Here is a 12,676-nt window from a genome sequence, read left to right as displayed (position 1 = left end):
TTTCGGGAAATCAATTAAAGGAAGAAGGAACGCAGAATGGTAGCAGCAACAATTAGGAAAATACATGCCCCGAACCAGCTTGCAGCAGTTTTACTGGTGTCCGGGTCTCCCGAGCTGAACTTGTTGTAAACTTTGATTCCGCCGATAAGTCCTACCACTGCGCCAATGGCATAAATCAGTTTGGTTCCGGGATCAAAATACGAAGTAACCATATTGGTAGCTTCTGTAATCCCGGCGGTGCCATCGCCCTGTGCAAATGCGGTTGAAACAGCAGCCATTAAGAAAGCTGCCTGCATCAAAATCTTCTTTTTTGTCATATTGGTTTCTTTGTTTATGGTGCGGGAGCTATTTAACCCCCGCACCGGGTAAATAAAATGTTTGTTGTTTTGGATATTTTAGTGGTCGGGTGAAATGAGCCTTCCTATCCGTAATCGTGTTTTTTCATTCGTTTGCATTTTAATGTGTTAGACATAATTTCTGATGTCAAACCCTTTGGGAACAGAGGTCGCAGAAGGCTTATTTTCTCCTGACTCTCCGGCTTTCCGCTGATGAAAAGCTTTCAGGTATGAATTAATTAATCCACCGACCCTGTCCTCCCTCTCGGGTCCACCTGAAACCATTGCTTCAAACATATCGGTATGTTTCAGGTGCAGAAGAACTCGTCCTGTTTCTTCTTTCTTCTCTTCAGTAATAATTGGATTGTGTACCACGGTGCGGTAGGCTTCGCCCATTTGTTCAAAACTGATTCCCTCGGCCAGTGAACGGCCTGAAACCTGTAAGGCTTCGTATTCTTCCTCTTCATCCTCAGATTCCGGTTCTTCCGACATCGGGCAGTCAATGTCGAGTGGCGGGTTGGCTTCGCCGGGAGGAACTTCTCCGAAAACTTCGTCCAGTTTGTCCGCTGGAATTATTCGGGAATGTTCTTTTGGTACATCTGACAGGGCAAATATATTTCCTTTCCCCTTTTCTTTTTCGTTGTCAGCTTCTTTGGCAGTTTGTGTCACAGGAATGCGTTCCTTGAGGACAAACTGGCTTTTGCCGACAATATCACCTTTATTCTTTTTCTTGTCTTGTTCCCGAAGCATTGTCTCGCTGTTTTCTTTCTGAAAACGCCGGTTTTCAGAAATGAAAAAGTACATCGTCCAGAGCGCGTAAATTATGGCAAAAACAACAAGCAGTGCCAACACGGTATTGGGTGTAATTGTTATCATCTGTTTCTGGAATTAGAACCGTCTCCCTATTTCAAAATATATCAGTATTCTTTTTCTTGTACAGTTTAGTAATGTCCTCCTGGAACATGGCAAAGTGGTGTTCCAGTACATTGTCCAGGTAGCTGAACAAGGACAGTTCGTTTTCTCCAATCACCCTGACTATTTTAAGGATACGGTCATGAAACTCTTTGCGGATATAGACTACTTTGCCACTACGGGTTTTAACTTCTGCTTCTTTGAAAAAGAGCGCTTCATAATCCGATTCTTTGGTTTTACGTTTGCGTGGCTCATCCTGCGATTTCTCATCCAAACCATGTTTTATTTCCGGTTGTTTCGATACTTCTTCTGTATCCTCTTTCCGTTTTTCTCCTGAAGGGTGAGAGTACGGGCTCAAAGGTCGGTTCCGGCTTTTAGCCTGACTGATAATAAAGGAGGCATCCAGTTTTTCCTGTTTATCTTTTTTGTCCATGAACCTTATTTAATCCGGTTAAGAAATTCATCTGCAAGCATATCGAGGTTACTCCCTTTCAGGAGTGCTTTATCCGGAGCGAACAGTGTAGAACGGAACAGGGACTTGTGATTGAAGGATTGTTCATGCCGGAACCGTTTTGTATCGGGCAAAAAGGTACCAAACATTTGAAAGCCCAATTCTCCAATCACTGTTTCATAAACTTCATACAGTTCCGACTTTTCACGGCCATCTACCATATTCCAGAGCAGGTACAGGTTTTTGATGTTGGATTTGCCCGGCTGCATAATGTGCTCTTTTACCACGAGCAGGTAATTGAGGGTGCTTTCCAGAACTACGCGGTCGGCGCTGATGGGTGCAATCAGGTAATCCATTTCCGCCAGTGAATGTATCAGGTGTTCGTTGTTCATTGTTCCCGGCAGGTCGAAGAAGATAAAATCATAATCGCCCTGCGGAATCAGGTATTCGGCATCTGCTATGGCTTCTTTCGTGTTACTCTCAATTACCGGATACGCTTTTTTGTTTATCCGGGTGAATTGCTCGTAAGCCATCTTCTTATAATACTCGTCGTCAAGCGCCAGCTTTAAATCCCTTTCGCGCATCTCCACGATAGAGTGTTGCGGGTAATCGCAGTCTATCACGGCCACATTGTAATCCCTGAGATAATGAAGATAACTGGCAACAAGTACGGTCAGTGTTGTCTTGCCCGCTCCGCCCTTTTGGGTAGAGAAAGCTACATAAATCGGTTTCTTTTTCATTTGTATGTACTTTTCGTGAAACATTTATTTATTTATTTATTTATTCCTGTGCGGATTCATTTTCCTGTTTAGCTACAATTTATCCTGTCTGCATACCTGCGTGTTTACTTGGTTATATTGCAATGCAAACACAAGTGAACAGGCTTAAATGTGCAAAAGCATAAAAACCTAAAAACGTGCATAAACATTTGCGCTTTTGCGTTTTGTAGTACACCTGTACATTCCTGTTTTTCTGACTGAGTATGTCTCCATCTGTTCAACTATTTATTTTTGGTTGCAGGAACACACATTTGAGCTTGTTTTCAAATTTTCGTACATGCCTGCTCTCCTTATTTTCTATGCAAATAAAGGCCAATAAAAAACTGTTTCTGATGGTTTTGAAGAAAGTGGCAGTATCTGGCTTCAAAGTGGTAAATCTTGGCACAATTGCATATTATTCAGCCAATTGCAATGACCGTTAACTTTGCCTCCGGTTCGATACCGGTAACAGGTCAGACTGCTATCCATCATTTTTGCAGCCCGTCAATTTATCTGTCCGGATGGCGGACAGATTGTATTTGCAAAGTGGCAAATAGCAAGCTGTGTTTTGAGTTACTCATTTCATTTCACGTAACCCAAAACCGCTTGCCCGCAAGGGGAGAAAAGCAGGCTCCGAAGTCGCTGCTTTTTGATAAGGACAGTTACAATGACTGTGTTATGGTACCGGATTTTTGAAACACTAAAATATCCGACAGATGAAACAGGAAAATACAAATCGCCGAAGGCGAAAAGGGGGACGCCCTGCCAAAAGCGACCCCGTAACAGAGTGCGTTATGGTACGCTTTAACGCCCGTGAATATGCCCGTTTTCTGACATTATTTGAACAATCGGGGGTAAAGGCAAAAGCCGTTTTTATTAAAGCGCGGGTATTCGGCCAGCCGTTCCGTGTGGTTAAAACCGACAGGGCGATGCTCGAATACGTGGCAAAACTGACTACTTTTTTTGCCCAGTTTCGGGGAGTAGGAACCAATTACAACCAGGTTGTAAAGGAACTGCACAGCAATTTTTCGCATAAAAAAGCACTGGCATTGCTCTTTAAACTGGAAAAACTGACCACAGAACTGGCTGTAACCGGGCAACAAATTATCGCCTTGTCGAAAGAGTTTGAGAAGAAATATCTACAGAAATAATCCGTTATGATTGCCAAAATAACCACCGGAAAAGACATTTACGGCGCACTTGCCTACAACCAGGAGAAGGTAAACAAAGGCTTGGGAAAGATACTCGCATCCAATGTTATTTCTGAACCAGAAGATGGTCGGTTTAGCGTAATAGCATGCACCGATGCCTTTAACCGCTGGCTGCCCTCGCATTACCGGACGGAAAAGCCGGTCATCCATATTTCGCTTAACCCGCACCCGGACGACAGGTTAACAAATGAACAACTGGCAGACATCGGACGTGAATATCTGCAGCAGATGGGTTACGGAGCTCAGCCATACCTGATTTTCAAACATTCGGACATCGGGCGGGAACATATTCATATCGTATCGTTACAGGTGGACAGCGAAGGCAAAAAAATCAACGACAGCAAACGCAATTTACGGAGTGTGGCTGCAACTGAAAAGCTGGAAAAGAAATACGGACTGCACCACGCCAAAGAACAAAAACAGTTGGAACAATGGCAGTTTAAGCCCGTTGATGTAAAAGAAGGTGATTTGAAAAGGCAAATAGGTTCGGTTATTAAACCGGCAGTTGCGATGTACAGGTTCCAGACGATGGGTGAATATCGTGCCCTGTTATCCCTCTACAACATTGGTGTGGAAGAAGTGCAGGGAACGCGAAGCGGAAAACCTTACCGGGGATTGCTCTATTCGGCATTGGACGGTGAAGGGAACAAAGCCGGTACACCAATCAAATCATCCGCTTTCGGGAAAACAGTTGGCTTTGATGCCCTTGAAAAACGGATGGAGCAATCAGCCATCGAGGTAAAACAAAAGGGATACCGCGAACGCATGCGTCCGTTGGTTGCCGGGGTGATGCGAGAAACCGGAAGTGAAACGGAACTGCGCCAAAAGTTAAAGGAAAAGGATATTGACCTTTATCTCCGGCGAAACAATACAGGGCGGATTACCGGGGTGACTTTTATCGACCATCAAAGCCGTTGTGTCCTGAACGGCTCCAGGCTGGGCAAAGAGTTTTCTGCCAATGTGTTCAACGACCTGTTTAGAGAGTCCCCGACAGTTGAGGGACACACAAAACAGGCGGACGAAAAAGAACCGTTCACGCCTCCGGCTGAACCGTTCTCACTGGCCAACAATCAAGCCGGGCATATTGAATCCGCTATTGGCAGCCTATTTTCAATTTTTTCGCCGGAACCGGAACCGTATCCAGAGAATCAGCAACAGCTTCGCAAAAAACGTAAGAAAAAGAAACGGCGGTATGGGAGGCAGATGTAAATAAGATATCTCAATCGGATATTGTTTTTGGTTTATATTTTTGAGTATTTCTGTACTTCAAGTGCATTTCTACAAGAAAAAATAAACCAAATATCCCGAAATCTTCATTTTTTGTGAGCTGTTTACAAATTCCCTTCCCCAATGGCATATAATGGAACATTTATCATCCACTCTTCTTCCTTATAATTGGTTAATGATGTCCGGATAGCCTTTGAAGGTTTGTATTTTTCGCAAAACAGCCGGAAGCTTCTCGCTTTCAGGTTTTCACCCGACTTTACTTCAACCGGGATGACCTTTCCTTCTTCCTGAATGACAAAATCAACTTCGGAAGTGCTCCTTTCGTTTGTCCAGTAACCGATATACCGTTCGCTGTTCAAACGCAGTTGTTGCATCACGTACTGCTCGGTGAGGGCGCCTTTGAACTCGGTAAAGATTTCATCGCCTTCAATAATTGTCCGTACATCCAGTCCTGCCATGGCGCCAAGTAAGCCGACATCGTGCAGGAATAATTTGAATACGGAAATTTCCTGGTATGCTGCCAGCGGGATTCCCGGTTTTGATACCCGGTGGCTTTTTAGCAGCAAGCCGCAATCCACCAACCACTGGATGGCCAACTCAAAATCTTTGGCACGGGCGCCTTCCCTGATAACCCCGTACACAAATTTTTTATTCTCTTTGGCCAGTTGCGAAGGGATACTTTGCCAAACCATCCGGATCCGGGGAACGGTCTCATTGGGCGCATGTTTTGAAAAATCACCTTCATACGAGTTAAGTATCCTGCTTTGAATCCGGCGGACTAATTGCCAGTCGCGGGTCTGGACAAAAGCAGACACGACTTCTGGCATTCCCCCCACGTAGAAGTAATAACGTAGATATTCTTTCAGTTTTTCGGTAAAGATGGAAATGACGCCCCAGTTCTTCGCCTTTAACGCATCGACCAGCGCCGATTCATTCAATGAAAGCAGGAATTCATAAAACGAAAGTGGGCGTAAGTCCAGGAAATCGACCTTGCCAACCGGAAACGAGACCTGGCTGTGCAATCCCATCCCAAGCAGTGAACCGGCAGCAATTATATGGTATTGTGGGGCGTTTTCACAAAAATATTTCAGGGAAGTCACCCCGCGTTCCGCCGACTGTATCTCATCAAGAACAATCAGTGTATCTTCTGCTGTTATCGTTGTTTGAGCCTGTATTTGAAGTACCGTGATGATTCGCTCAATGTCAAAATCATTGGAAAAAATATTCTGCAATGCCGGGGTTTCTTCAAAATTTACATAGACGAGTTTGTCATAGGAGGTACGGCCAAACTCCTGTAAAAGCCATGTTTTCCCTACCTGTCGGGCGCCTCTTACAATAAGCGGTTTACGGAATTTATCTTCTTTCCATTTTTTTAAGCTGACAATTGATTCCCGGTACATACATTTATCCATTTAAATTTGATGTAAAAATACACTTTTATCAGGATAAAATTGAGATTTCAATACATTTTTATCAAGATAAAATTGAAATACATTTCTTCAACCACACTTCCTTGCCCCATGCTGCCATTACTACGCCACAAGCTGCCAGTATTTTCAAATCAGGTTTTTCCCATATTTGGCTTTCTACTTTCGCTTCCCAAACATCTAAAAGCGAAGTATTATGCAACAAGAAGACGATTTGAGAGCACTGGCTAAAATCATGGATTTTATGCGGGCACTGAGTATTTTGTTTGTGGTCATAAATATTTACTGGTTTTGTTACCAGTCGATGGTGGAATGGGGTATCGATATCGGTGTAGTAGATAAAATACTCCTTAATTTCAACCGCACCGCTAAACTATTTGGCAACATCTTTTACACAAAACTTTTCTCAGTGGTGTTTCTGGCTTTATCCTGTCTCGGAACAAAAGGCGTTAAGCAGGAAAAAATCACTTGGAGCAAGATTATCACATTTCTATTTGTCGGCTCTGTTTTTTTCTTTTTCAACTGGTGGCTGCTGGATTTGCCGTTACCATTAGTTGCCAAAACAGCTTTCTACATTTTTACAATGGCTTTCGGTTATCTTTGCCTGCTGGCTGGTGGCGTTTGGATGAGCCGTCTTTTAAAAAACAACATGATGGATGATGTTTTCAATACCGAAAACGAATCTTTTATGCAGGAAACACGCCTGATTAAAAATGAATATTCTGTGAACCTGCCGACCCGTTTCTATTACAAAAAGAAATGGAATAACGGCTGGATTAATGTTGTAAACCCGTTCCGGGCAGGTATTGTGTTGGGAACGCCCGGCTCCGGGAAAAGTTACGCGGTAATCAATCAATTCATAAAGCAGCAAATAGAAAAAGGATATTCGCAGTATATCTACGATTTCAAGTTCCCCGACCTCTCGATGATTGCCTATAACCACCTGTTGAAGAACCAGCGTGGATACAAAAAAGTGCCGACATTTTATGTAATCAATTTCGATGACCCGGCATGTTCGCACCGGTGCAACCCCATTAATCCTTCATTTATGAGCGATATTTCCGATGCATACGAAAGCGCTTATACCATCATGCTGAACCTGAACCGGACATGGGTACAAAAGCAGGGCGACTTTTTTGTGGAATCACCGATTATCCTATTTGCAGCCATTATTTGGTATTTGCGTATATATAAGGAAGGCCGGTATTGCACGTTCCCCCATGCAATCGAGTTTTTGAACAAGCGGTATGAAGATATTTTCCCGATCCTGACAAGTTATCCAGAACTGGAGAACTACCTTTCCCCTTTTATGGATGCCTGGATGTCGGGGGCGCAGGACCAGTTGCAGGGGCAAATAGCATCGGCTAAAATCCCGCTTTCGAGAATGATTTCTCCGCAACTTTATTGGGTAATGTCGGGTGATGAATTTACGCTGGACATTAATAATCCTGACGACCCGAAAGTATTGGTTGTGGGCAACAATCCCGACCGTCAGAATATTTACGGTGCGGCGCTTGGCCTTTACAACAGCCGTATCGTAAAACTTATCAATAAAAAAGGGCAACTAAAAAGCTCGGTTATCATCGATGAGTTACCAACCATTTATTTCAAAGGTCTGGATAACCTTATTGCCACAGCTCGAAGTAATAAGGTGGCGGTATTACTCGGTTTTCAGGATTTTTCGCAGTTAAAACGTGATTATGGCGATAAGGAAGCTGCCGTAGTCATGAATACAGTAGGTAATATTTTCTCAGGCCAGGTTGTAGGAGATACAGCTAAAAACCTGTCTGAACGTTTCGGAAAGATTTTGCAGAAACGCCAGTCAATGACCATCAACCGAAACGATAAATCAACTTCTATCAGCACCCAGTTGGATAGCCTTATCCCGGCCAGCAAAATTTCCACGCTTACACAGGGAATGTTTGTTGGGGCGGTTGCCGACAATTTTGATGAACGCATCGAGCAAAAGATTTTCCATGCTGAAATTGTAGTGGACAGTTCAAGGGTTGCCGCCGAAACCAAAGGATACAAGCAGATTCCGGTAATCACCAATTTTGTGGACGAAAGAGGCGTTAACCACATGAAGGAAATGATTCAGGACAACTATAACCGCATCAAAGAAGAAACAAGGCAGATTGTTACAGTTGAACTGGAAAGGATAAAAAATGATCCTGCGCTTTCTTTTTTGTTGCCACAAAAGGAATGATTAAAAGATGATTCAGAATTATTTTTTTTGAAACGACAACTCTCCCTATAATTCTAATTGTATATTGTACCCCGCCCACATCATCTAAAACATTGAATTAGTTTTAAATAAATAATTACAAATTCTTTTTGAATCCGTTTATGAAAAATATGCTTATATTGCTGCTTTAATAGCAAAAGATACTTTAAAAGTGGTTAAGGAGAAGCGAGTTTACAATAGGATTAAAGCAGTACTGGCAGAGCAGGGAAAAACAAACTTGTGGTTAGCCTCTGAACTTCAGGTAAATCGTACTACCGTCTCAAAATGGTGTACTAATGAGGTTCAACCTACGATGGAATCACTTTTCAGGATAGCTGAAACACTGGAGGTCGATGTAAGAGAATTACTTGTTTCAAATAAAAAAATATAGCTTATGGAACGTTATAGAAATTTGGGAAGAGATTCTGGTATTGATGCATATGAAATAGGCAGTGATTTTATAAAAGTAAGATTTAAGGATAGAAAGGTATATACATACACTTATGAAAGTGCAGGGCAATATCATATTGAAAAAATGAAAAGTCTTGCGCAAAGAGGAAGTGGGTTGAACCAGTATATCAATCTACATGTGAAAAATAAATATGCGTCCAAACATTAAAATATTTTTTCTAAACAATTAAACCCATGTCAGATATTAACTACTTCGACCCTAGAGAATATGTGAGAGGCTTACAGCAGATTTTTATATCAGATTCAAAAAGAATTGGATTCTTATTTGGCGCAGGTACTTCATATGCAGTAAAAAATGGAGCTTCTGAAAAATCAAGAGTACCTGGAATTCTGAAAATGACGGAAGATATTGTAAATGAAATTAGCTCAAAATCTTCTCTCTTCAAAACAGCTCTTGAAAAAATTCAAATAGAACTAAAAAATGATAATCTCGAACCCACGATAGAACATCTGCTATCAAATATTACTCAAAAACACATTATTGTCGGGGGTGAGTCATTATGCGGTCTGGATAAAGCAGCGTGGGCCGAATTAAAAAAACAAATTGAAGATAAAATTAAAACGATAGTTTCTGTCCATAAACAAAAGAGTGATTACATGGATAACTTTACTCACGGTGATTTTGCATTATGGATAAAGAATGCTGGACGAAAAGAAGCAGTTGAAATTTTTACGACAAATTACGATTATCTTTTTGAAATAGGATTGGAACATAATGATGTTCCTTATTATGATGGGTTCATTGGTAGTTACTATCCATTTTTTTTCTCCTCTTCTGTTGAAGATTTACAATTTTTGCCAATGATAACTAAATTGTGGAAACTTCATGGTTCACTTGGCTGGGAATATGATGAGAATTCGAGGAAAATAACAAGGACACTCCCAGATGATAGTAATATAATGGTCTATCCATCATTTCTAAAGTATGATAACTCGAAGAAACAGCCATATGTAAGTTTTATGGATAGACTTTCAAATTTCATTAAGAAGGATGATGGAGTTCTATTCGTTTGTGGTTATTCTTTTGGGGATTACCACATAAATGATGTTCTAAACACTGCACTGGAAAAATCTAATACATCCCACTTGGTTGTTTTCTATTATGATAAATATCGAAAGGAAGGTGAAACCTTTTATGGGCTTGATGATGACTGTGAAATAAAGAAAATTGCTCTATCTAACAGAAAATTATCAGTATATGGAATGAATAGTGCGATAATTGGAGGCAAATATGGTATTTGGAAACTGAAAAGTCGTATTCGGGAAGATGAAGATGCTGTGTTGTTAGATTTGTTTTTTGAGGATAAATATTCTGAAGAGGGATATTTACCCAAAAATGCTTTTACAAGAATTAAATCAATCGATTATGACAATTCTAAAAAGTTATGGGAAAGTTTGAAGACAAATTCCATTATTGATGAGAAAGGTATTTTATCTAAAGATTATCAAGAAGAATTGAAAAAATACAAATTTGATGCTCCGTTTTCTGATGTGGAGAAAGATATAATTTATACTATTGATTATCACAAAGATTGGAACGGAGAAGGTGAATTTAAACTATCAGATTTTTCATACTTTATTAATTTTCTACAAAATTTAAATTCAGAAGATTACATAAAGAAAATAGGGAGAAAAAATGCCTCAAGATAAAGATACATTAATTGGGAAAGTTGCCAGCATTAGTGGCAATCAGGTTTCTGTAAGAATGCTTGAAACCACAAAATCTCTTATGCCTATCATTGATGGGATTCTGTACAGAGTAGGACAATTGGGGTCATTTTTAAAAATCCCATTAGGTTATGCAAATCTTTATGGCATAGTAACGCAAATTGGGGTTGATGCTTTACCTGATTCATTAAAAAAGCTTGCAATAGAAGATTTTGAGAAGATATATACCACCCGATGGTTAAGTATGGTACTGATTGGTGAAAAAGCGATAAATAAATTTGAAAGAGGTGTTACTCAATTTCCCACAGCAGAAGATGAAGTACATATCGTAACGATTGACGATTTAGATGTGATTTATGGAAGCTTAGATGAAAATTCAGCAATTACAGTAGGGAATATTAGCGTATCTGAAAGTTTGCCAGCTAAATTGGATTTAAATAAACTTATAACCCGTCATTGCGCTATTTTAGGTTCCACCGGAAGCGGCAAATCAAATACTGTTGCCGTTTTATTGGAATCTATAGCCATGAGTAATTTTAAAAGCTCCAGAATTTTAGTAATAGATCCTCACGGAGAATATAATGAAACATTGCAAGATTATAGCAAAGTATATAAAATAAGGGCAGATACCGATAAGAATCAATCGGAACTATATATTCCATTTTGGGCATTACCTTTTAATGAGCTCATTAAGATATTCCCGGGAAGTCTTAGTGAAAAACAATATGATTTTGTGAGAGGAAAAGTGTTAGAGAAAAAAATAGAATATATAACCTCCAATAAGTTAGAAGTAAAACTAAAAATTGAATCAATAACATCAGATAGCCCTATACCTTTTAGTATCAAACAGCTTTGGTACGAATTAGATGATTTTGAAAGGCAAACGTTTAGAGTAAGTAGGGACCCAAATACAAAGGCACTTATAACTGCAGGAAACGCTGATAAGTTAATTTCAAATCAATATGAACCTGCCAGTTCTGGTGGAGGAAGTCCATTTTTAAACTTTCAGGCTCAAGGAATACTGAGTTTTCTTGATGGTATGCGAAACAGGCTGCTTGACCAACGTTATAATTTTCTATTTTCTCCTGGGGAGTTATCTCCTGATTTATCAGGAAATATAGATAAGGATTTAAATTTACTTCTTGCAGAATGGCTCGGAGATAATAAACCAATTACAATTCTTGATTTATCAGGAATCCCTCCTGAGATTATGACTCCGATATCCGGTTCAATTTTAAAGATTATGTACGATTCATTGTTTTGGGGGCAAGAATTGAATGTTGGTGGAAGAAAGCAACCACTGTTAATTGTTTTAGAAGAAGCGCACAATTATTTAAAATCAGGAGAGAATTCAATTTCATCAAGAACCGTCCAAACAATTGCAAAAGAAGGCCGAAAATACGGAGTTGGCCTGCTCCTTGTAACTCAACGCCCCACAGAATTGGATGAAACCGTATTAAGTCAATGTGGTACCACAATCGCATTGCGTATGAATAACAGGGGAGATAGAGGACACGTTTCTGCTGCTGTTCAGGATGAATTATCAAATATGATTGATTTATTACCGAGTTTAAGAACAGGGGAAGGCCTTATTTTAGGTGAAGCAGTTAAGATTCCTTCGAGAGTTAAATTCAGGAAAATTTCGAATGCACCCAAAAGTTCTGACCCTGATGTCACCCAACAATGGAAAAAGGACAAACCCGATAACTCAGAGTATGAAAAAGTAGTAGAAAATTGGAGAAATCAAAAATTTAAATAATTAAAGACTATGGAATTACCAGAAATGCAGCCAGTAGCATCATCCAATGTACAGAGTATAGGATATGATGAAAATACCGAAACATTGTATATTCGTTTTTTAAATGGCTCTTTATACATTTATAAAAATGTCCCCATAATGGTTTACGAACAGTTATTAGGCGCACCTTCTGTAGGGTCATATATGCACAGAAATATAAAAGGAGTTTTTCCCTTTGAACGAATTGAATAAAT

The 12,676-nt window shown here is 40.2% G+C and carries 15 protein-coding genes; 9 read left to right on the top strand and 6 right to left on the bottom strand.

Annotated features, from left to right (window positions below; genetic code table 11):
- Nucleotides 1–14: 14 nt before the first annotated feature.
- The 4 genes from GM418_RS20225 to GM418_RS20210 all read right to left on the bottom strand — a co-directional run bounded on the left by GM418_RS20225 (nucleotide 15) and on the right by GM418_RS20210 (nucleotide 2,438).
- Complete coding sequence (locus tag GM418_RS20225) at nucleotides 15–317, bottom strand: DUF4134 domain-containing protein (RefSeq protein ID WP_158869050.1); 303 nt, start codon at nucleotides 315–317, stop codon at nucleotides 15–17.
- Nucleotides 318–464: 147 nt separating this feature from the next.
- Nucleotides 465–1,211, bottom strand: a complete 747-nt coding sequence (locus GM418_RS20220) for a hypothetical protein (RefSeq protein WP_158869049.1) — start codon at nucleotides 1,209–1,211, stop codon at nucleotides 465–467.
- Between the two features lie 31 nt (nucleotides 1,212–1,242).
- Complete coding sequence (locus GM418_RS20215; RefSeq protein WP_158869048.1) at nucleotides 1,243–1,680, bottom strand: DUF3408 domain-containing protein; 438 nt, start codon at nucleotides 1,678–1,680, stop codon at nucleotides 1,243–1,245.
- A gap of 5 nt (nucleotides 1,681–1,685) precedes the next feature.
- On the bottom strand, nucleotides 1,686–2,438 hold the full coding sequence (locus tag GM418_RS20210) for a ParA family protein (protein ID WP_158869047.1): 753 nt from the start codon (nucleotides 2,436–2,438) through the stop codon (nucleotides 1,686–1,688).
- A 417-nt stretch (nucleotides 2,439–2,855) separates the two neighbouring features.
- Here GM418_RS20210 and GM418_RS20205 point away from each other — a divergent pair, with 417 nt between their 5' ends.
- The 3 genes from GM418_RS20205 to mobB are packed head-to-tail and all read left to right on the top strand — an operon-like array spanning nucleotide 2,856 to nucleotide 4,876.
- Nucleotides 2,856–3,152 (top strand): hypothetical protein, encoded by a 297-nt coding sequence (locus GM418_RS20205; RefSeq protein WP_158869046.1) that lies wholly within the window; start codon nucleotides 2,856–2,858, stop codon nucleotides 3,150–3,152.
- Between the two features lie 20 nt (nucleotides 3,153–3,172).
- Entirely contained in the window at nucleotides 3,173–3,607 is a 435-nt protein-coding gene (gene mobA / locus GM418_RS20200; protein WP_158869045.1) for a conjugal transfer protein MobA, read from the top strand.
- Nucleotides 3,608–3,613: 6 nt separating this feature from the next.
- A complete protein-coding gene (gene mobB / locus GM418_RS20195) occupies nucleotides 3,614–4,876 on the top strand; it encodes a conjugal transfer protein MobB (protein ID WP_158869044.1) in 1,263 nt (420 codons plus the stop codon).
- A gap of 122 nt (nucleotides 4,877–4,998) precedes the next feature.
- On the opposite strand, the gene GM418_RS20190 is transcribed toward mobB, so the two are convergent.
- Nucleotides 4,999–6,294, bottom strand: a complete 1,296-nt coding sequence (locus GM418_RS20190) for an ATP-binding protein (RefSeq protein ID WP_158869043.1) — start codon at nucleotides 6,292–6,294, stop codon at nucleotides 4,999–5,001.
- Nucleotides 6,295–6,367: 73 nt separating this feature from the next.
- Nucleotides 6,368–6,526, bottom strand: a complete 159-nt coding sequence (locus GM418_RS20185; protein ID WP_158869042.1) for a hypothetical protein — start codon at nucleotides 6,524–6,526, stop codon at nucleotides 6,368–6,370.
- Here GM418_RS20185 and mobC point away from each other — a divergent pair.
- The 6 genes from mobC to GM418_RS20155 all read left to right on the top strand — a co-directional run bounded on the left by mobC (nucleotide 6,518) and on the right by GM418_RS20155 (nucleotide 12,674).
- Nucleotides 6,518–8,527, top strand: a complete 2,010-nt coding sequence (mobC, locus tag GM418_RS20180) for a conjugal transfer protein MobC (RefSeq protein ID WP_158869041.1) — start codon at nucleotides 6,518–6,520, stop codon at nucleotides 8,525–8,527. The two genes, GM418_RS20185 and mobC, sit on opposite strands and share 9 nt — an antisense overlap.
- 190 nt (nucleotides 8,528–8,717) lie before the next feature.
- On the top strand, nucleotides 8,718–8,936 hold the full coding sequence (locus GM418_RS20175; protein ID WP_158869040.1) for a helix-turn-helix transcriptional regulator: 219 nt from the start codon (nucleotides 8,718–8,720) through the stop codon (nucleotides 8,934–8,936).
- Between the two features lie 3 nt (nucleotides 8,937–8,939).
- Nucleotides 8,940–9,164, top strand: coding sequence for a hypothetical protein (locus tag GM418_RS20170; protein WP_158869039.1), 225 nt, complete (start codon nucleotides 8,940–8,942; stop codon nucleotides 9,162–9,164).
- A gap of 26 nt (nucleotides 9,165–9,190) precedes the next feature.
- Nucleotides 9,191–10,666, top strand: a complete 1,476-nt coding sequence (locus GM418_RS20165; protein ID WP_158869038.1) for an SIR2 family protein — start codon at nucleotides 9,191–9,193, stop codon at nucleotides 10,664–10,666.
- On the top strand, nucleotides 10,653–12,443 hold the full coding sequence (locus GM418_RS20160) for an ATP-binding protein (RefSeq protein WP_158869037.1): 1,791 nt from the start codon (nucleotides 10,653–10,655) through the stop codon (nucleotides 12,441–12,443). The genes GM418_RS20165 and GM418_RS20160 overlap by 14 nt, the downstream gene beginning before the upstream one ends.
- A gap of 9 nt (nucleotides 12,444–12,452) precedes the next feature.
- The gene (locus GM418_RS20155; RefSeq protein ID WP_158869036.1) at nucleotides 12,453–12,674 is read left to right on the top strand and encodes a KTSC domain-containing protein; all 222 of its coding nucleotides are present in this window, start codon (nucleotides 12,453–12,455) and stop codon (nucleotides 12,672–12,674) included.
- Nucleotides 12,675–12,676 lie beyond the last annotated feature (2 nt).

Origin of the sequence: Maribellus comscasis (assembly GCF_009762775.1) — a bacterium.
Taxonomy (GTDB): Bacteria; Bacteroidota; Bacteroidia; order Bacteroidales; family Prolixibacteraceae; genus Draconibacterium; species Draconibacterium comscasis.
This window is presented reverse-complemented; position numbering and strand designations above follow the sequence as displayed.